We start from the raw sequence: 19,152 nt of genomic DNA, 5'->3' as shown, positions 1-19,152 counted from the left end.
GTGAAGACTAGGCATCACCACGTGGTCTCATAAGGGGCGGGTTCAGCACGGTCGGAGTCGGTTGACCCGCGGAGGGACGGGCTACCTGAGCGAGGCGGAAGAGCGCCGCGGGGCGTCCAGCGTCGCCCGTCGTCATCTTTCCGGTGTCTTCCAGGAAACCGGGGGTTCCCGTGGCCTTGCGGTGGAAATTCCGGGGGTCCAGCCGCGTACCCCACACGGCCTCGTAGACGGCACGGAGCTGGGCGATGGTGAATTCCTCGCCACAGAACGCCGCTCCGAGCGGCGAGTATTCGAGCTTTGATTTCGCCCGTTCCAAGGCATCGGCAAGGATGCGCTCGTGGTCGAAGGCGATCTTCAATTCACCCTCCAGCACCTGGCTGACCGGGTACCAGGCGGCGTGCTCGGCGTCGCTCCCGGCCGACAGGACGGGGAAGTTTGGTGCTAGCAGCAGGTGGGCCACGGTGAGCACATCCCCGCGCGGGTCGCGCCCCTTCGGCCCGTAACTCCCCAGTTGCTCCAAATACCCCGGGATCTGCTCGACTCCGGTTTCCTCCGCCAGTTCACGGCCCGCCGCGGTCATCAGGTCTTCACCGGCCAGCACGAAGCCGCCCGGCAGGGCGAGTGCGCCGCGGAAGGGCTCGATGAGGCGGGTGATGAGCAGGACCTTCAGGACGTCCTCGGAGACGGTGAGTGCGACGACGTCGACGGTGACCGGGAAGCGTGCTGGCGCCGGGTAGGACTTAGGCATGGCTCCATCCTAGATATTTATCGTCACCTTGACAATAAATCAAAGGCGAGCCTATCGTTTGATTATCGTCATATTGACGACAACATGAGAAGGGTTAGGAGAATCCCATGGCCAGCATCAAGCGCTACCCCTGGATCAGCCACTTCCTGGGCAGCCCCACCGGCTACGTCGTCCACCTGCAAAAAGGCACGGTCAGGCACCAGGGGGTGGGCCAGGCGTTCTGGTACCGGCCGGTGAACTCCGTACTCAGCGAAGTCCCCGTCGATGACCAGGAACTGCCCACGCTCTTCCACGCCATCACCCGCGACCACCAGGACGTAAGCGTCCAGGCCAACGTGACCTACCGCTTCATCGACCCCGTGGCCGTCTCCGCCCGGCTCGACTTCGCCCTCCAACCCGCCGGCCCCGGGGCAGGCCCGGCGCCGGCAACCGGGAAGGAGCAGGTCGCCACGATCATCGGCCAGCTATGCCAAAGCCACGCGATCGACCAGATCACCACCACCACCCTCGCCCAGGCCCTCGAACGCGGCGTCAGCCAACTCCGCACCGTGCTGACCGAAGCCCTCCGCGCGGACACACGGCTGGCGTCCACCGGCATCGAAATCCTCGGCGTGCAGGTCCTCGCGGTCCGGCCGGAGTCCGACGTCGAACGCGCCCTGCAGACGCCCGTCCGTGAACAGCTCCAGGCCGAAGCGGACCGAGCCGTGTACGAACGCCGGGCCGTCGCCGTCGAACGCGAACGGACCATATCCGAGAACGAAATGGCCAGCCAGATCGAACTCGCCACACGCCGCGAACACCTGGTCGCCCAGGAAGGCGCCAACGCACGGCGCGACGCCGAGGAAAAAGCCGCCGCAGGCCTCATCCAGGCCCAGGCCGCGGCCGAACGCCAAGGAATCAACGCCACCGCCGAAGCCAACCAGATCCGCCTCGTCGGCGAGGCGGCCGCCGCACGCGAAGCAGCCACCATGGAGGTCTACGCAGGTATGGAACAAGCGACCCTGCTCGCACTGGCCCTGCGCGAAGCAGCCGGATCCCTCCCCAGCATCGGCAACCTCACCATCACCCCCGACCTGCTCAGCGGCGCCCTCGCCGGACTGTTCCAGAACCCTGCCAGCAGGGTTGTTCCTGCTGCCGGAAATGCGACGGCGTCCGGCGCCACCGGCCGGTCCGGGATCTAGGCCCGTCATGGCCAACCCCCGCCTCGTCATCGTCCGCCGGCGCACCGAACTGCAGGAACTCCTGGACCGGCACGCCACCCGCGGCCAGGCCGAATTCTTCCTCCGCACCCGAGGCCGCACCATCCAGGACGTCCAATACCACCACGACCGGCTCACCACGGCCCTGGCGACCATCCGCGCCGCGGTCCCGGCCGAATGGCGCCACGCCGACGTCGAACGCAACGACCTCAGCCGCTTCCTCTTCACTGCCGAGGACGTCATCGCCGTCGTCGGCCAGGACGGACTCGTGGCCAACACCGCCAAATACCTCAACGGCCAGCCCGTCCTCGGAATCAATCCCGAGCCGGGCATCAACCCGGGAGTCCTCGTCCGGCACACCCCCGACGCCGCCGCCAAACTACTACGAGGCGCTGCCCCGACCGGGCACATTGAGCGGCTTCCCTTCCGGGAGCTGGCCACCGTGACGGCACGGCTCGACGACGGCCAGGAACTCTCCGGACTCAACGAAATCTTCATCGGCCACTCCTCCCACCAATCGGCCCGGTACCAGCTCACGACCCCCGACGGGGAGACCGAACGCCAGTCCTCCTCCGGGCTGATCGTCTCCACCGGCACCGGTGCCACCGGCTGGTGTGCATCCATCGCCCTCGAACGCGGAGGACGCACCCTGCCGGCCCCGACGGATCCCCGGCTCGCGTGGTTCGTCCGCGAGGCCTGGCCCTCCCCGATCACGGGAATTTCCCTGACGGAAGGCGCCTTGGAGGCGGGCGAGATACTCCGGATCACCGTGGGCTCCGATCAACTCGTGGTCTTCGGTGACGGCATGGAAGAGGACCGTCTCACCGCCTCCTGGGGCCAGGAAATCACCGTCCACCTGGGCGAACGACCGCTCCGGCTCGTGGCGTAAAAAACTTTGCCGGGGCATCCCCAATGCCCACTTCGAGATCGGCCCGGGATCGTTTCCGCCCGGGCGCCCGACCACGGTAGTTGCTTTCACCCGCCGGTCAAGGCCCCGGAAGTATAAAAAAGATAAATGTGTAAGGACGTATAAAAGGTCCAACAGCGATAGCGCTGTATCGACCCATCAATGCGAGGCCAGCGACAGTTGACGCTGCATCGGGATGAGCACGGCGAATCGTTCGCTCTGGCCTCGGATGGGCTGCCCGACGAGGCCAATTGCCTCATCGACGTTGACGGCCTAAGCGCCCGTTACGGTGTGAACATCCACGCCGGACCCGGCGGTGACCCCCTCGAAGAAGAATTCGAGACGCTGCGATGATCGAGAATCTTCGGTGGCTTCAGCGTAGTGACGGGCGGCCATTCCAGTATTGAGCCGAGCCGGTCCGGTCGTACGCGGAGCCCCACCGGCGACAGCGACGTTTAACTGGACTCATGGGGACGGCAAGTTCAGCGCCGGATTCTGACGGCTTTCACGATGTCTTCCGCGCGCAGTGTGTGCATTGTGGCCTGCCAGGACTCGAAACGACCGTAGTTCCCGGGGTCAAAGATGCTTTCCCATCCCTGCTCGACGTCGGCCCTCAAATCCGTCGGCCAGGCCGCGATTCCCGCACCCCAGGCTCCTGCGGCCTTGAGTCGTGCCACGAAATCGTCGTACCTGCGATTCATGCATGCGGTGTTGTCTTCATCGCTTTCGCCGCGGAGCTCGGGGATATGCGGGAACTTGTTCAGGACCGAATGCCAGTCGCCGTAGTGGGACAGCAGCACACGTTCCCGCGGCACCTTGCAGGTCAGCAGAACCTGCCCGATGGAGTGCCCGCAACTGTCCACAAGATCACGGCGGGTGATCTGGGCCCAGAGCCAGATCGCCCCGTCCCCGGCCGTGGTGAGTCGTGCTGCCATCTGCCGGTAGAGCCAGTCGTAGGCGTCGACAAGAAAAGGATCGATACGGGAAGGATCAGACACGAGCACACCTGCCGAACAGAGCGCATCGAAAGCTTCCTCGCTCTGAAGGGTGTGGAGAAGCAGTTGGTCGGCGGAAATGTCGTAGCCAATCCGCCCCGGCGGGACGGCATCCGCAGGGCAGGCTTCGCTGATTGGAAAACTCGACACACCAATATCATCGCTGAAAACACCGAGAGAGGTCGCCAATTGTGCAAAGCGCCTTTGCACAATTGACCTGTCAGCTGCGATGGCGTTCGGTGGGACAAGCCGGATCGCGGGACGCCAGCAGCAACTCGTTGAGCGGCGATCAGGGTCTAGGCTAGTGGCCATGGAAGACGCTGTCGTCGATACCGCCGGCGGCCGGAATAACCATGCGATAGTGGGCCGGATGTTCATCCCGATGACTCCCGATACTCGCTGCCGCGGCTTCAGGGGTTCGAGACATTCCTTCCAGGGGCACGGCCACGGACGATCCTGCGGATGGTGGTCCCATTCCCCGGACGACTTCGGATCATTCGACAAGGCGTATTCCCCTGAAGGGAGGGAAGATCAGTGGAGAAAAAACCATTCCTGACTAGGGACGACGTGCATCGCATCCGGGCCACCGTTGACGCCGACTATGAACGCGACGTGAAGAATCTCACCGCCGATACGACGGATGACCTCGGGCCTATACAAGTCGCACCTCCGGCTTCTGGAACCGAGACCAGACCGGGCAAAACCCCGTAAGGATGCCGAGGAGCTGGCCAAGAGGCCGACACCTCGCCAGCCAAACCCCGTGCCGGCACCCGCAGCGGCTGCAAATGCGGACCCGTCTGCCGCACCTCTTCTGCGGGCACTGGCACCAACGAAGCATCCACCGGCTGCCCTTCCTGACGGAACCATTACGCGAGTGGGCGTTATCGACATGGAGAACTCCCGCGAAGGTGAGGGCGTGCTCGTATGGCCAGGCAATGCCCCGCTGCGGAACGTGCCTCTGCCCATCCGCGGCAACTGACGCTCAGCAAATCCCAGGACGTCATCGGCGAACACAATTGCGCGGGAAGTGCATGCTCGCAGAACCCGCACAAGGCAACTCGTGGAGGCTGCGCGGGCTCCTCGTTAATTGCGAGGGGATCCGTGACGGCAGCTGGACCATCGGCGCGTCACAAGATGGCATAGCAGGCTGGGAAAGGCCCGGCCAAGACAACTCCGCATGGGGCCGCCCGGCGCAGACCGCGGCGCTTTCCACCCGTGGACGGATGGTCTATCGTCACGTATTAAGGCACATTCTGGCATGACAGGGAACGGACAATGGCCCCACCTGCAGGACCTTCCGACCGGCACGAGACCGGCGACACCGAGCGTGCCCAGTCGGTAGAACCGATCGCCGTATTGTTCCGCGCCTTGGAGAGCGTGGCCGGCGAAGTCTCTCCGCAGCTTGCCCGGGCGGTTCAGGCCACGATCAACGTGGTGAAGCAAATCGGTCGGGAGTTCGGGCTTCTCACGGAGACTGAAGCCCAGGCCGCCCTCGGACCAGGGAACGCCGCGGATATGGCAGATTTCGGGGTCCGGTATCGTGGCGAGACCTTCTACCCGGGATTCCTGTTTGAACCCGTACCCGACGGTGAGGGGGCGATGAGAGTGCGCCCGCTCTTGAAGGACTTGAAGAAGATCGCCCGTGAGTACGGCTGGGACGGCCAGGACGTCGTCTTTTGGATGACATCTCCCTCGACGTGGTTCGCGGACCACCGCCGCCCCGTCGACCACCTTCATGAACCTGCCGCCGTCATGGCCGCGCTCACAGACGAGGCAGGCATCCAATGGTGATCAGACTCGGCGCCGGACAGCTACCGAACCACCCGCCCCACCGGCTCACCGGCATCTCCACTACCATGCCGAGTCGCGCGACAGGAAGTTCCCGGTTGCCCGACGGGTGAAAGGCAAGAGAAGTAGAGGGTATAGCGTCAGTGTTCCGGCGCGGGAAGCACTTGTGCCCTCGACTCGCAGCTATGTTTGAGGGATGAACGCGATGTCAGGTGTGCCCTCGGACGATATGCGCCAAACTGGCCCCTACATCGAACGGCTAATTATTCGGAACTTTCGGGGGATTAAGTTCTGTGAGATCGAGTTGGAGCCGCGCGTCACTGTGCTGGCTGGGCGAAATAACGCAGGAAAATCAAGAATCATCTCTGCTTTGCAAGTTGCGCTTGGCGGGCGTCCCGCCGAGGTTGACGACTTCTCTGTTGGAAAAGATATCACTCCGGAGATCGATGTAATCGTTTCACCTGGCGCTCCTTCCCGACCTGAAGATGACGAAGAGTTTGAATCTAATTTCACACAGTTGTTTGAAAATAGGACGCAAGTACTCCAGGAGACACCGCTCCGCGAACGAATTGCCTGGCGAACGAGAATAGCCCGCTCTGCTGAGGGCGGTGGTGCACGAGCAGAATCATTCTTTCTGATATTTGACTCCGTCAGTAGCAAATGGGACCACTTGACATCGCCGACCATCTTGTCGACTAGACAACGGAGGGCCTTCGCGGTGGACCTGATCAACACAGGACGCGACTTGCGTGATGAGTTAGGGAGACAAGGATCAAGTATCCGGAAGGTACTCTCAGATCTCGAAATTCCTGAACACCAACGCGAACCGTTAGAGACCCAGCTTGGTCAGCTGAGTGCACAAATTCTTGCCGGCAGCCAAACCCTTAAATCAGTTGACGACGAACTATCTAGACTCCACTCCCTCGTAGGGAGTGTAGGTTCTCCGGCGCTGAATCCCCTTCCTGCAAGCCTTGAAGAGTTAGGTCGGCTCATCTCCATTGATTTGGATACGGGTGCGGGGCCGCTTCCGATTCGTTTTCATGGCGCGGGGTCGCGGAGCTTGTCCTCGTTGCAAGTGCAAGGTGTCTTGTACGAACGTCGGCTTGGTCGTGATGGAAGCGCTGTCCCTCCAACTCCGATTACCCTCGTGGAAGAACCCGAGGCGCACCTTCACCCACAGGCCGCAATGGAGCTAGCTGAGCTCTTGGTGGGTATGCGCGGGCAGAAAATTGTGAGCACCCACTCGGCTCATCTGGTTACGTCAGTCGACCCCGCTTCGATCCGACTGGTTCAGACTGCAAATGACTCGACGAGGATTATTGATCTCGGACCAGCGTCGAGCGATGGGACGGCCGTGCATCGTGCATTTCGACCAAGTCTCCATAAACAAGAAATGGAGAAATTGCGAAGACTTGTGGAAAGGCCTTTTGGGGAGCTTCTATTTTCGAGTTGCGTGGTCATTGGAGACGGAGCTACCGAGCGCGCGTTCCTGCCGGTCGCGCTGCGCCATGCGCTAGGCGGGAAGTCCCATGGAATCACTGTCGTAGATCCCGGCAGTTTGGCAAACGAGCTTGCCTCCGCCGCGGTGAAGTTCTCGGCAATGACTAACACACCGTGCTTTATCTTCGCTGACAGCGATGAGGATGGGATTGCTGCAGTTCGGACGCTGCAGAATTCCCACGCCACGATCACACCCGAAGTTATATGGATCAACGGCATGGACCACTCCGGGACTCCCGTGGCTGGCGCAATAGAAACCATGCTTATGACGTTTGACGAGGAAGTGTGTCTTGCGGCCTGTCGAGCCATTCAGCCAGGACTTACAGGCGACACGATGAAACAAATGAAGAAGCTCAAGGGTAGTTCGGGCACTTTTTTGGCTCGCGCTCTTATCGATCGCCACCCTGACTGGCATGCATGGCCCACCCCCCTACAAGAATTGATCCGGAAAATTGATGTCGCGATTTGAAGACGAGGCCAGCGATGTCTCGCTGAGCCTCCTGCAACAGAAGGCGATTGACTCTGACTCTGGGGCAATCGTGGTGTTGGCTGGCGCTGGCAGTGGTAAGACCGAGGTTGTGGCGCGACGCGTGCAACGACTCCTTACAACCCGGGACGGCGTTGGGCGCGTCCTTGCACTGTCCTACACAAACAAGGCTGCGGAGGAGTTAGGGGAGCGCCTGCGATTGCGTGCCGGGGCCGAATCTGAGCGAGTTACGACCGAGACGATTCATGGGTTCGCTCACTCACTGCTTCGTCAGCACTCGACCAGAATCGGTTTGCCAATCGAACCAGAAATCCTGACCCGTGACGAGGATCGAGTCGAGCTGCTGAATCAGTGGCTGAGCAGCCAGGGGCTGGGAATCGCCGAAGATCCTCTTGAACGGTTACGCAAAATCGACATCAACCGTGCACGTGCGATTGACACTGCAGAGGTCGAGGACTGGCGCCGAGCTCTAGCCAGCCTCCCGGCCTTGGACTATCCGGCCCTTCTTGATGCGGCCCTTGAAATACTTGCCCTTAAGTCCGTTCGTCGACAGCTGGTGCGCACTTACACGCATGTCGTAGTCGATGAGGCTCAGAACCTGACACCTGCGCAATATTGTTTACTTACAGCCATGGTTGGGTCGCCCGGCGAAGGGCCCTCGGTGATGCTTGTCGGGGACGACAAGCAATCGATAATAAGCTTCGCGGGAGCCGACCCGGACTTAATCAACCGTTTCGCGCGTTCGTACGACGCAGAGATCATAGAGTTGACGGAAAACTTTAGGTCTGCGGCCATTATTAGCTCGCTTGCAAGGTTGATCGCAGGTGAACTTGGGCAGGACCAGTCTCCTGCAGAGCCTCACGCGGCGCCTGGGTCCATTGAATTTATCTCCGGAGCGGACGAAAGTGATGAAGCGCGGAAGATCAGCGACTGGGTGGAGGGTCTCCTTCAACTTGGTCTTCCCAAGGATGCAGTCGCTGACGGGGAGTCAGTCAAAATGCGAGCAGAAGATATCGCTATCCTCGGACGCTCTGCTTCAGCGCTTCGCGAAATAGCCAAGGCGCTTGAAGAAAGAGACATTGCTTTTTCGACGAGCAGTGATGCAGAAGACTGGTTGGAGGGACTTGCCGGAAAGGTAGTGCTGGAGCTTATTGCCTTTAACGCTGCTGCTCGACATGTTTCGCCTCAATGGCAACTGGCTCGACTGATCGATCAAGACCCGGAGACGTTGAAGTCTCGCGAGCAGATAGCGGCGACGATCCGTTCACATGACAATTCCCTCGTCGCAGCCCTTGCAGAGCTTGTTGACGAAACCGACATGCGCCGGTTCATCGAAAGTCTGGGCGCGTTGGTCCGCGATAGTGACGCGAGCACCTCCGAACTCGCCTCCTGGAACGCTGACGTCGAGGAGATCGAGAAGGCGTGGCGGGACTACAACGCCAACGTAGATCGCGACTCGCGTTCCTGGACGGACTTCCGCCTTTTTTGCTCGCGTCGTCAGCGTGGTTCGGCTACGCAAGGAGTACAGCTCCTAACTGTCCACAAATCTCAGGGGAGAGAGTTCCGTGCCGTCGCGGTCGTCGGTATGAATGAAGGTCAGATCCCCGATTTTCGGGCAAAGTCGGACGGTGAGCGAGCCAGCGAATTGCGGACCTTCTATGTTGCCGTGACTCGGGCACGGAGGGTTCTTCTTCTAACACGGGCACTTCGCCGCACGACACGATACGGGCAGCGAGTCACGACTCCTTCGCCATACCTGTCGTTCGCGGAGCGAGTGACGGGTATGGGCAAATCATAAGCGGGCAATTTGGTGAGCTAATGTTTTGCGCTCTTCAGGTCGCGGGGGTGATTGTGGCAGAGTTGGATGGCCTTGGTCGCACGGCTAGGGCTGGCCTCACTTAGTGACTCCCGGCCACTACGAAGCGCTCGTTATGTCGCCTCGTCGCCGTTCCCGTTTCACGTCTTGCCCGGCAGTTCGCTCGGCGCGGAGCCGTTCGCCCTCTCGGCCTTCCATGGGGCATATCTTTCGTCTTCCTCACGCCTGTACGCTCACAATATACGCGGCTCGAGGTTGTCTGCGACAGGTACTCTTGCCTGTCGCGCCTTCTTGGTACAGTAGGCCCCGGTCCCGCAAGCCATCAAGCTACTTCCATCCGGCGGGCCTTCCAGGGGCAATAGGGGCTGGCACATGACTCCGTTGGCAAGTAATGATCAGAAGGCTGTCGATACTGAACTTCTCAGTCTGGCGTTCTCCCTGACATCGACACCGGGCTCTTACGCCGTCGTGCTCGGCGCCGGCATCTCCATTGGAAGTGGGGTCCCTTCGGCTTGGGACGTCCTTCAAGACCTCCTGTCGCAGCTGGCCGTGGTGAAGGACGCTACATGCGCGACCGACGATGAGCGGATGGCGTGGTACCGAAACGAATACGCTCAGGAACCAACATACGAGCGGGTTCTTGAGCATCTGGCCCCTTTGCCGCACGACCGGCAGTCACTTTTGCGGGGCTATTTCGAAGCAACACCAGACGAAAAAGAGGAGGGAAAGAAACAACCGACGGCGGCTCATCACGCCATCGCCCGACTGGTGGCAGCAGGAGCCATCAACGTCGTCATCACCTTGAACTTTGACAACCTGATGGAAGCCGCCCTGCGCGAGCAATCCGTAACTCCGGTCGTGATCCGCGGCCAGAACGACCTGGCCGGGCTCCCTCCCCTTCACACAGGCAAGCCCGTCGTCGTCCACCTCCACGGCGACTATCTTGCCCCTGAGGAGATGCGGAACACCGAGTCTGAGCTGGACAGATACACGCCCGAAGCCGACGCATTCCTGGACCGGATCGCGCAGGACTACGGCCTCCTGATCGTCGGCTGGTCCGCAAGATACGACCCTCAACTGAGAGCGGCCATCAAACGGAACTTCCGGCGGATCTACCTCCCATACTGGGTCGAACCCGGTACATTCACTGACGAAGGCGCCGAACTTTCCGAGCAAATCGGGGCGGCCAGGATAGCGGCGTCGGCGGACCAAGCCCTTGGAGAGTTGTACAACGCGTACGCTGCGCTGCGCGAGAGGGCCGCAACCAGGCATCCTCTGACAGCGGCGACGCTCGTATCGACGGCGAAGCTGGAGCTCTCGGGCCGGTACACCGCAATCCCCCTTCATGACCTTCTCAAGCGCGAGGCCGACGGCCTACACCAAAACGATGACCTGTTGCTTAGCTACACGGGGGCTTTGTCCCCGAACGGCGCCTATGACGGCATGCGAAGCCGGCTCGAAGAAGCATCAGCTGCTCTCATGTCGGTCATGGCTGCCACCGCATACTGGGGGAACGAGATGAGCGACCATTGGGTGCTTCGTGAGATCCAGAACTTCTCGGATGCCCCGCGGGCCAGTGGTCTTACAGTTGTTCTCGACCTGCACAATCTCGTGATGATGCGTCTGTTCTATGCGACCGGGATCGCCGCACTCACAGCTGGCCGATACGACACTGTCCGACAGCTCTTCACCCTCGAAGGGGATCACCAGGGCAAGTACCACGAATACGCTGTCCAGGTCCTCGAGCCTGCCTACATCTGCGAGGATCCATCGGCCAGCCACAGGCTCTACCAGGAACTCAAGCCGTTGTTTGTTGAACATCTCTCGATCGGGGAAAAGACATATCAGGACAAGTGGCAGGTATTCGAAATCCTCAGGAACCTGGCCGCCGCCGCAGCCCGGCCGGAAGCCGCTGCCTATCTGGCCGGGCTCACCGAAAGCGCCCGCCTCCTGGAGGAGGCGAACAAAACATACGAGGAGTGGCTGTTGCAACACCCCATGGAAGCCGCCAAGACCCAGGAAGAACGTGCGGAGCAGTTCGCGGCGCACGAACCGGTCGCACTAGCAAAGGAAGGGTACGGGAAGGCGCTCGACCTTTACTCCAGCCTGATCCCGATGAGGATTCCGCATTTGAAAGCCGTTCAAGTCGAAGCGGCCGACTATGAATCCCCGATTGTGCGGAGACTTATCCGCGAAGTCTCAGGATCCGGCAACGGCCATCCGCTCTTGAGCAGCCGAATTCTGACAGGCAGCCCCGATGACTTCGTTCAGACTCTCCACGCCGTCAACAGGGCGATTCAACGCGAGCGTGCCCGAAGGCCCTTGCTAAATCGCATAGGCGTCCTGCCAGGCGAGGTCTGGGTCGACGCTGGCGCATAGAGTTCGCCGCATGTCGACGTCCAACGCGACAGCTATTCTAGCCAACGTGCAACCGCGGTGATGTACCGCTAGGATCGGCACATGGAACGTTCCCGGCTGAGGCAACATGCGGTGCCTTTGGCGGCGGCGGAACCGTGCCAAGGCCGGTCAGCCGGTGTTCGCCGCTATGCAGTCACACCAGGCCCTGCGAAAGCAAAGGGTTGCCGGGAAGGAATCCGAAGATGAACAAGCTGAGATCGCCAACGATCATCGATGTGGCCCGTGAAGCCGGCGTGTCAAAGTCCGCTGTCTCGCGTGCATTGTTGGGCCAGGGCGATGTCAGTCCTGAGACGCTGGAGCGGGTTCTTGCAGCCGCGGATCTGCTCGGGTACGTGCCTAATGCAATGGCCCGGGGGCTGGTGTCGCAACGGACGATGACGCTGGGTGTCGTGCTTCGCGACTCCACCACCCAGTTCTACGGGTATCTGCAGGCAGCCATGCAGCGCCGCGCGGCGAAATTCGGATACGAGGTGGTCTCCGTTACCGGTGTTGACGACTTGACCGTTGAGGACGCGCAGAAGGCATTGCGTTCCCTCATCGCATTGCGCGTGGACGGGTTGATCGTGTCGTCGGCTCAGCTCCCCGGCGAAGATCTGGTGCGTTATGCACAGCGTGTGCCGATCGTCGTGGCAGGACGGGCGGAGTACGCCGAGGGCATCGTGAGCGTCCATTGCGACGAGGAGGATGGAGGTGGACAGATCGCGGAGCACGTGGTGAAGCTCGGTCACCGAAACGTGGCTGTTCTACTTATGTCCAGCGACGAGTCCCCGAATGGGTACACCCGCGGCCAGGCGATGATCCGAACGCTCGAGGCGTCGGGGGTCACTGTTCACGTGATGGAGTTGGACGCGTATCGCGCGCCGGTGGGTCTGGCTGTGATGAAAACCCTGGCAGATCCTGCCATCACCGCCCTAATGTGTCCTTCTGATATCACCATGGTGAATGTTCTCGAGGAATTGCGTGTTCAAGGCATCCCAATTCCGGGGCGGCTTTCGGTTACCGGATACGACGCTTTCGGTACCTTGGCGGCGCCGTTTTTCGGATTTACGAGTTTCCGGCTGCCGGTTGAGGAAATTGGCACAACAGCCATCGACCGTGTGATCGAATTGATCGAGGCCGGTGTGACGTCGGAGAAGCGCACAGCAATCCCGGGTGTCCTGGTGCCTGGCCGCACTGCCGCGCCGCCGCGGAGATGATGGCGAACACCGACAATGGCCGCGGCCCTGGAGCAGATGCTGCGGCAGCCAACCCCCTTTCAAGGCGTGTGTAATTTCGCGGCAATGCACATAGGCCGGGCGCAAGATCCTGGCGGAAGGGGGCGAGAGTACCCTTCCGCCAGCACTGGGTAGCGCTGAGCACTGGTAGAGCGGAGTGTTCAGATGGCGCGTTTGATCAGACCGTCCAGGAGGGCGTCGGCTCCTTCTGCGAGCCTTAGTCCGATCACGTCAAGGCGCCGGAGCAGCTCGCGCGTCTTTAGCGTGTCCATGCTCAGTTCCTTGCCGAAGATCAGCGCGAGCCCCTCCTGGTAGGTCCGGCGGACCTGCCCGGCTTCCTTGCGGGCCGCCAGGCACTTCTCGCGAACGTCCACGGGGTTGGTACTGGCAACTGCGCCTCGCAGCTCTTTGAGTGACGCAACGATTTGGCCGAGCGCTGTCGTGGCAAGCTGGCCAGGATGCGCATGCCACATGATCATCTCGCGAACGAAGTCACGGGTGTTATCGAGCACGTCATCGATGGACCGCGAAGCGCGGTAAAGGTCTTCCCGGTCCAGGTGCGTAGTGACGCGGGAGGACATCACCCGGATGACTTCGGCACGGGCGTTGTCACCCTGGTGCTCGATGTCTGCCATGGATGCCCTGGCATCGGCACGGCCTTCCGGTGTATCGATTGCCCCCAGAGCGAGTGCGACTCCACCAAGTGTGACATCGATCTGGTGAGCCAGGAGGTCGCGGGTGGACTTGCGTTGTGCGCGACGGCGGATGAGGTGTTTCATCAGTTTCTCCTTGAGATCCGTTTAGTTGTTGCCCAGAGGCGTGATTGTCAGGGTGAGCGCCCAACCGATCACCGCCGCAACGGGGAGGGTCCACACCCACGCGAGCACGATGCGGCGTGATTGTTCCCAGCGCACGCGCCTCCATTCGCGGGGAGGGGCGGAGCCGATAAGCGCGCCAGTGATGGATTGGGTCATGCTCATCGGTGCTCCTCCGACAGCTCCGAGCATTACTGCCGACGCGCTGGACCACAGCGTGGAGGCGACCTGGTAGGGCTTGGGGCGCAGCACCCCCTGGCGAAGCGCATGGGCGCTGCGCCTTAGACCAACCACGATCCCCGCGGCAAAGCAGCCGACCACCGTAAGCACAACGCGAGGATCCTGAGCTGCTACGGTCGCGCCGGCACCGAACAGCACGGCGAAAACGGCGAGGAGTTTCTGCCCGTCGTTGGCACCGTATGCGATCGCGGTGGCAACGAACCCGGTGACCTGCTGCCACCGCACTGCCCGCTCGACGTGCCGGCCGCGAGCCAACGTGAGAATCCTCGTTACCACCAGCGCAAGGATCCAGGCGGCCACCGGTCCGGCTGCCGCGAGAAGCAGCACGCGTAGAACCCGTCCAGCGTCCAACCCGCCGCCCGCTACTTGCGCGCCGGCCGATGCCCCCACAAGGGCAAGCGTGATGGACGTGGGAATGCCGGTCGCGGTCGAGACCACGAGAGTCGCGATCGTCGAAACAAGCAGAACAGCCAACCCCCACCCGGACCCCCCTGTTGAAACCCTGAACATTTCCGCAAGCGTGCTCGCAACACCGTGAACGCCGGAAAAGGGTACGCCAACTATCGCGATGAGCAGGACAAGAGGCGGCCACCAGATTCGTTGATGCAGTGATCGGATGGCGAGGGCAACAAGGGGGGCCCCGTCGTTACGTCCGACCAAGACCGCGAAAACAACTGCAAGGATCACCGTTATCTGATCCATCGCTACCTCCTGACGGGAACCTTCCCGCCGCATCTCCGAATTGAGCCTGCCGGAAAAATTCCGTGTAATCACACGGAACGAGCCGCATACAACCCGTGAACACTTCATGGCCGTTAGGAAAAATTGTGTTGTTCGACACTTCCTCGGGTGTACAGTGTTGCACATACCGGGAACGTTCCCACAATGGAGCGGGAGAGTATTGGAGATGCCAGAGGAAAATCACCGGTCTGACCTAATCCCGACGGAGCCAGCGGCCACCGCGGCCCAGTAGCACCAATCCGGCGCCTTGAGCTGCAAGGCGCCAACGCCACCCACTCAAAGGAAGAACAGGAATCATGCACTCATTCACACGCCGGCGCGCCCTCGTCGTCGCCGCCGTAGGTGTAGCCGCGCTAGTCGGCACCACGGGTTGTTCTCCCACTGCCGGAAGCGGAAGCACCGGGAGTGGCGGGACCGTCAACCTGAGCCTGCAGATCTGGAACCCCACCGACAAGCCGGGCGTCCAAAAGGCCATCGACGGTTTTCAGGCGGCCAACCCGACTATCCACGTCACGCTCGAACAGGTCCCCGAAGACCAGTACTACACGAAACTCGATGCGTCCCTCGGGGCTGGGAGCGGACCGGACGTGATGTGGCAGAGCTCGAAAGCGCCCTACTACGTCAAGGGCGGCGCGCTCCAGCCTTTGGACGAGTACATCAAGCGTGACAACCTAACGCTGAAGGACCTGTATCCGCAGCAGATCACGAACCTGTACAACTTCGACGGTAAGCAGTACGGCATCCCCAAGGACCAGGACGTGTGGATGTGGGTCTACAACACAGCGGTCTTCAAGAAGCTCGGTGTGACCGATGTCCCGACGGCTAACTGGACGTGGGATGACATGGTCCGGATCGCCGGAGAACTCAAGGCGAAAACGTCTGCGCCGTCCATGTACTACGGCTACGTTCTCAACGGTCCAGTGTCGAGCATCATTCGCTCGCTCGGCGGCACCGTCGTTCAAGACAGTAAAGGCACAGTGAACTCGCCTCAGGGAATCGAGGCATTCAAGAAGGTCAAAGACCTGCAGGACCAAGGACTCATCCCTGCGGTCAAGGACTCCGGCGACTTCAACGCACCGACTTCGCTCATCGCGGGCAACATCGGGATGTCAAGAATTCCTTCCTACCTCCTCTCCCTGCTCTCGAAGGCTAACGTACCGGCAGGCACCTTCGTTGCGGTTCCAACCCCTTCCATCAACGGCTCGCACGCGTCGGACACCAACGGGCTCTCGTACGTGATGAACGCAAACTCGTCCCACAAGGACGAAGCATGGAAGCTCATCAAGTACCTGACATCGGATGAGGGCGCCAAACTGCACGCCGAGGGCGGCGCGGCCCAGCCGGCCAATCTTTCCAGCGACGTCAAGGCGGCGTACTTCAAGGCGAACAGTTCAATCGCCGGGCTCCAGGAGACTTTCAACAAGATGCTCCCCGACCAGTACCTGCGCACGACCACGGAGTTCCCTGCGACACGGGCGGTCTTCGCGGAGCTCGAGAGTACGGCCACCGCACCCTTCTTCGCAGGCTCGCTGACCGCCGAACAGGCGGCGCAGAAGGCTGACGGACTGCTGACCAAATCGTTCCTGAGCAAATGACAAGTCGCACCCTCGTGCGCTCCCAGAGTGCCGAACCGAGCTTGCGGCGCCCCCAGGGGCGGCGCAAGCTCGGCCGGCGAGACGCACGAATCGGATTCCTCTTCCTGCTTCCATTGCTCGCAGGTCTCTTGGTCTTCCGTTTCTACGGGTTCGGCTACAACGTCTGGCTGTCGTTCAATAACGCCGGCGCGTTCGGATCGGCGAGGTTCACCGGACTCGACAACTACACCAGGATGTTCTCCGATAGTCAGCTCGGTATCGCGCTGATCAACACCTTCAAATTCACCGTCGTCATCGCCCCCACCGTCGTGATTGTTTCGCTGCTGTGCGCGGTGCTCATGCAGGGGCGTTTCCGCGGAGCCACGGCATTCCGGACCATCATTTTTCTTCCAGCGGTGACACTCCCGACCGCGGCCATCCTGCTTTTCGGATGGCTGTTCCAGACCCAGTACGGTCTCATCAACGCGATCATCCAGGCGCTGGGCGCCAAACCTGTCAGCTGGTTCGGAAGTGCCGCTGGTCTCACGGTTGTCGTCACGGTAATCGTGGTCTTCCTGTCGTTCAGCGTCCCGACAATCATCCTCTATGCAGGCTTGCAGGACCTCCCCTCGGAAGTCTACGAAGCTGCCACTCTCGATGGGGCCGGGCCCGTGCGCCGGTTCTTCTCGATCACGGTGCCACTTCTGAGCCCGTCGCTGTTCTTCGTGACCCTCACCACAATCATCGGCACGCTGAAACTATTCGACGTGGTCTACGTCCTGCTGCCGCCAGATCAATCTGCCTCAGTGAACTATGGGATTACAGCCGTGTATTACTACTATCAGCTCGCGTTCCTCAACATGGGCGACCGCGGCTATGCCGCAGCGGTTTCGCTGTTGCTGTTCGTGATCATCATGGTCATCTCGCTCGTGCTGTTCCGAGCGCAACGTCGCTTTGTGCACTACGGGGAGGACGGCTGATGCTTCTCACGAGCCGCTCCCGCTGGTGGACCTACGCCATCGTCACGGTCGTCGCCCTCGCGACCCTGGCGCCGTTCGCTTGGATGGCCGCAACCGCCCTGATGACCACAAGCCAGACCCTCACGCTCCCACCGAAACTGATCCCGGACCCCCTCACCCTCGATGGAGCCAAGGCGGTCTTCGACCGAATACCGTTCATGACACTCCTGATGAACACGATCCTCGCCTCTGCGGGTCGGGTGATCGGAACTCTCGTCGTCGGCACGCTCGCCGCCTATGCGCTTGCCGTTCTCAAGGTTCCCGGTTCCCGCGTCATCATCGTCGTCATCCTGGCGTTGATCATGGTGCCCGGTGACATCTTCATCATCCCGAACTACACAATCATCTCGGGGATGAAACTCACCGACACCATCATCGCCTTGTTCCTCCCATCGATCTTCGACGTCTTCGCGGTGTTCCTCCTCTATCAGTTCTTCCGCGGCATCCCGCGGGAATTGATCGAAGCGGCCCGGGTGGACGGCGCCTCACATCTGCGGATCCTGTTCACCATGGTCATACCTCTAGCCCGCGGCGGGATCATCACGGTCGCGATCCTGACCGTGCTTTCGGAATGGAAAGAACTGCTCTGGCCGATCGTGGTCAACCGATCGATCGACAAGCTCACTCTCGGCCCCGGAATCGCCCAACTCCGCAGCAGCTACGGCACCACCGACTACAACATGTTGATGTCCGCCGGTTTGCTCGCCGCCCTACCCATGATCATCATCTTCCTGATTTTGCAAAAGCAATTCATCGCCAGCGTTGCCCGAAGCGGATTGAAGTAGTCCATGCCGCCCATCGAGTTGCCTGCTCAGGCGACCATGTCCCCACCACCCACGCAAAAGGAACCGAAATCACCTTGACGAACACCGATCCATTGGAACTGCTCGCCATCGCCCGAAGCGTCGCCACGGAGGCGGGAGCCTTGGCCGCAAACATGCGCAACGACGGAATCAGCGTTGCCTCCACGAAGTCCAGCCAGCTGGACATCGTCACGCAAGCCGACACTGCTGTGGAAACGCTCATCCGCGACCGGCTGCGGACCGCGCGCCCGGATGACGGGTTTTTCGGCGAGGAAAGCGGGCAAACGGACGGCGGCAGCAGCGGGATCATCTGGATTGTCGATCCCATCGACGGCACCGTGAATTACCTCTATGGCTCGCCCTACTGGGCTGTATCCATCGCGGCGACAACCGAGCAGGCCGACGGCACCCGCATCTCGGTCGCCGGGTGCGTGTACGCCCCGGCATTGGGCTCCGAGTACACCGCCGCTGCCGGGCACACGGCGCACCTCAACGGTGTGGAGCTGCGCGTCAACGAGAACGTGCCGCTCGAGAAGGCGCTCGTATCCACCGGATTCCCGTACGACCTCAGCAAACGAGAGCTGGTTCTCCGCGACGTCAACGCCTGCGCCCTGCGGGTCCGGGACTTCCGGCTCGCCGGAACAGCCGCCCTGGACATCTGCGGCGTCGCGGAGGGACGTATCGATGGGTACTTCCACCGGGGCCTTCCTATCTGGGACTATGCGGCGGCCACTCTCATCGCCGCACAAGCCGGCGCCGACGTCCGCGGACTCGGAGGCGGTAGACCGTCCTCTGAGCTGCTCCTGGTCGCAAACACACAGCTGGCACACGAACTCGACCCGCTGCTTACCTGATATCACCCCCCCACCCACACTTTTTGATTGAACA

16 protein-coding genes are annotated in these 19,152 nt (G+C 61.3%); 12 read left to right on the top strand and 4 right to left on the bottom strand.

Going from position 1 to position 19,152, the window contains the following annotated elements; translation table 11 throughout:
• Nucleotides 1-7: 7 nt before the first annotated feature.
• On the bottom strand, nucleotides 8-748 hold the full coding sequence (locus ABD742_RS06280) for an NUDIX hydrolase (RefSeq protein ID WP_234748004.1): 741 nt from the start codon (nucleotides 746-748) through the stop codon (nucleotides 8-10).
• A gap of 107 nt (nucleotides 749-855) precedes the next feature.
• Here ABD742_RS06280 and ABD742_RS06275 point away from each other — a divergent pair, with 107 nt between their 5' ends.
• The 3 genes from ABD742_RS06275 (at nucleotide 856) to ABD742_RS06265 (ending at nucleotide 3,208) form a co-directional block, all read left to right on the top strand.
• Nucleotides 856-1,929 (top strand): SPFH domain-containing protein, encoded by a 1,074-nt coding sequence (locus ABD742_RS06275; RefSeq protein WP_234748008.1) that lies wholly within the window; start codon nucleotides 856-858, stop codon nucleotides 1,927-1,929.
• Nucleotides 1,930-1,936: 7 nt separating this feature from the next.
• On the top strand, nucleotides 1,937-2,836 hold the full coding sequence (locus ABD742_RS06270; RefSeq protein WP_234748010.1) for a diacylglycerol kinase catalytic domain-containing protein: 900 nt from the start codon (nucleotides 1,937-1,939) through the stop codon (nucleotides 2,834-2,836).
• A 180-nt stretch (nucleotides 2,837-3,016) separates the two neighbouring features.
• Complete coding sequence (locus tag ABD742_RS06265; protein ID WP_234748011.1) at nucleotides 3,017-3,208, top strand: hypothetical protein; 192 nt, start codon at nucleotides 3,017-3,019, stop codon at nucleotides 3,206-3,208.
• Between the two features lie 128 nt (nucleotides 3,209-3,336).
• On the opposite strand, the gene ABD742_RS06260 is transcribed toward ABD742_RS06265, so the two are convergent.
• Nucleotides 3,337-3,999, bottom strand: a complete 663-nt coding sequence (locus tag ABD742_RS06260) for a DUF3841 domain-containing protein (protein WP_234748014.1) — start codon at nucleotides 3,997-3,999, stop codon at nucleotides 3,337-3,339.
• A gap of 1,125 nt (nucleotides 4,000-5,124) precedes the next feature.
• Here ABD742_RS06260 and ABD742_RS06255 point away from each other — a divergent pair.
• From ABD742_RS06255 to ABD742_RS06235, 5 genes are all read left to right on the top strand, one after another.
• Nucleotides 5,125-5,640: a hypothetical protein gene (locus ABD742_RS06255; protein WP_234748020.1), complete on the top strand. Its 516-nt coding sequence runs from the start codon at nucleotides 5,125-5,127 to the stop codon at nucleotides 5,638-5,640.
• Nucleotides 5,641-5,833: 193 nt separating this feature from the next.
• On the top strand, nucleotides 5,834-7,606 hold the full coding sequence (locus ABD742_RS06250) for an ATP-dependent nuclease (RefSeq protein ID WP_234748023.1): 1,773 nt from the start codon (nucleotides 5,834-5,836) through the stop codon (nucleotides 7,604-7,606).
• Nucleotides 7,593-9,422, top strand: coding sequence for an ATP-dependent helicase (locus ABD742_RS06245; protein ID WP_234748027.1), 1,830 nt, complete (start codon nucleotides 7,593-7,595; stop codon nucleotides 9,420-9,422). The genes ABD742_RS06250 and ABD742_RS06245 overlap by 14 nt, the downstream gene beginning before the upstream one ends.
• A 390-nt stretch (nucleotides 9,423-9,812) precedes the next feature.
• Nucleotides 9,813-11,819: an SIR2 family protein gene (locus ABD742_RS06240; RefSeq protein ID WP_234748030.1), complete on the top strand. Its 2,007-nt coding sequence runs from the start codon at nucleotides 9,813-9,815 to the stop codon at nucleotides 11,817-11,819.
• Between the two features lie 221 nt (nucleotides 11,820-12,040).
• Nucleotides 12,041-13,054 carry a LacI family DNA-binding transcriptional regulator gene (locus ABD742_RS06235; protein WP_234748033.1) on the top strand — a complete coding sequence of 338 codons (1,014 nt, stop codon included), beginning with the start codon at nucleotides 12,041-12,043 and terminating at the stop codon, nucleotides 13,052-13,054.
• Nucleotides 13,055-13,233: 179 nt separating this feature from the next.
• Here ABD742_RS06235 and ABD742_RS06230 read toward each other — a convergent pair whose 3' ends face one another.
• Nucleotides 13,234-13,851, bottom strand: a complete 618-nt coding sequence (locus ABD742_RS06230; protein WP_234748036.1) for a DUF47 domain-containing protein — start codon at nucleotides 13,849-13,851, stop codon at nucleotides 13,234-13,236.
• 21 nt (nucleotides 13,852-13,872) lie between these two features.
• On the bottom strand, nucleotides 13,873-14,829 hold the full coding sequence (locus ABD742_RS06225; protein WP_234748038.1) for an inorganic phosphate transporter: 957 nt from the start codon (nucleotides 14,827-14,829) through the stop codon (nucleotides 13,873-13,875).
• Between the two features lie 335 nt (nucleotides 14,830-15,164).
• Here ABD742_RS06225 and ABD742_RS06220 point away from each other — a divergent pair, with 335 nt between their 5' ends.
• The 4 genes from ABD742_RS06220 to ABD742_RS06205 all read left to right on the top strand — a co-directional run bounded on the left by ABD742_RS06220 (nucleotide 15,165) and on the right by ABD742_RS06205 (nucleotide 19,118).
• Nucleotides 15,165-16,463: an ABC transporter substrate-binding protein gene (locus ABD742_RS06220; RefSeq protein WP_234748041.1), complete on the top strand. Its 1,299-nt coding sequence runs from the start codon at nucleotides 15,165-15,167 to the stop codon at nucleotides 16,461-16,463.
• Nucleotides 16,460-17,422: a carbohydrate ABC transporter permease gene (locus ABD742_RS06215; RefSeq protein WP_234748043.1), complete on the top strand. Its 963-nt coding sequence runs from the start codon at nucleotides 16,460-16,462 to the stop codon at nucleotides 17,420-17,422. Before ABD742_RS06220 ends, ABD742_RS06215 begins: the two co-directional genes overlap by 4 nt.
• Entirely contained in the window at nucleotides 17,422-18,246 is an 825-nt protein-coding gene (locus ABD742_RS06210) for a carbohydrate ABC transporter permease (RefSeq protein WP_234748044.1), read from the top strand. Before ABD742_RS06215 ends, ABD742_RS06210 begins: the two co-directional genes overlap by 1 nt.
• A 74-nt stretch (nucleotides 18,247-18,320) precedes the next feature.
• Nucleotides 18,321-19,118 (top strand): inositol monophosphatase family protein, encoded by a 798-nt coding sequence (locus ABD742_RS06205; RefSeq protein WP_234748046.1) that lies wholly within the window; start codon nucleotides 18,321-18,323, stop codon nucleotides 19,116-19,118.
• Nucleotides 19,119-19,152 lie beyond the last annotated feature (34 nt).

The sequence above is a fragment of the Arthrobacter ramosus genome (assembly GCF_039535095.1).
Taxonomy (GTDB): domain Bacteria; phylum Actinomycetota; class Actinomycetes; order Actinomycetales; family Micrococcaceae; genus Arthrobacter; species Arthrobacter ramosus.
Note: the sequence above shows the minus strand (reverse complement) of the source record. Positions and strands in the feature narration are given on the sequence as shown.

Bases quoted from the DNA above. Each gene is read 5' to 3' on its own strand.
- ABD742_RS06235 (WP_234748033.1), top strand. From the start codon at position 12,041: ATGAACAAGCTGAGATCGCCAACGATCATCGATGTGGCCCGTGAAGCC.
- ABD742_RS06215 (WP_234748043.1), top strand. From the start codon at position 16,460: ATGACAAGTCGCACCCTCGTGCGCTCCCAGAGTGCCGAACCGAGCTTG.
- ABD742_RS06245 (WP_234748027.1), top strand. From the start codon at position 7,593: ATGTCGCGATTTGAAGACGAGGCCAGCGATGTCTCGCTGAGCCTCCTG.
- ABD742_RS06240 (WP_234748030.1), top strand. From the start codon at position 9,813: ATGACTCCGTTGGCAAGTAATGATCAGAAGGCTGTCGATACTGAACTT.
- ABD742_RS06275 (WP_234748008.1), top strand. From the start codon at position 856: ATGGCCAGCATCAAGCGCTACCCCTGGATCAGCCACTTCCTGGGCAGC.
- ABD742_RS06255 (WP_234748020.1), top strand. From the start codon at position 5,125: ATGGCCCCACCTGCAGGACCTTCCGACCGGCACGAGACCGGCGACACC.
- ABD742_RS06270 (WP_234748010.1), top strand. From the start codon at position 1,937: ATGGCCAACCCCCGCCTCGTCATCGTCCGCCGGCGCACCGAACTGCAG.
- ABD742_RS06280 (WP_234748004.1), bottom strand. From the start codon at position 748: ATGCCTAAGTCCTACCCGGCGCCAGCACGCTTCCCGGTCACCGTCGAC.
- ABD742_RS06230 (WP_234748036.1), bottom strand. From the start codon at position 13,851: ATGAAACACCTCATCCGCCGTCGCGCACAACGCAAGTCCACCCGCGAC.
- ABD742_RS06220 (WP_234748041.1), top strand. From the start codon at position 15,165: ATGCACTCATTCACACGCCGGCGCGCCCTCGTCGTCGCCGCCGTAGGT.
- ABD742_RS06210 (WP_234748044.1), top strand. From the start codon at position 17,422: ATGCTTCTCACGAGCCGCTCCCGCTGGTGGACCTACGCCATCGTCACG.
- ABD742_RS06225 (WP_234748038.1), bottom strand. From the start codon at position 14,829: ATGGATCAGATAACGGTGATCCTTGCAGTTGTTTTCGCGGTCTTGGTC.
- ABD742_RS06250 (WP_234748023.1), top strand. From the start codon at position 5,834: ATGAACGCGATGTCAGGTGTGCCCTCGGACGATATGCGCCAAACTGGC.
- ABD742_RS06265 (WP_234748011.1), top strand. From the start codon at position 3,017: ATGCGAGGCCAGCGACAGTTGACGCTGCATCGGGATGAGCACGGCGAA.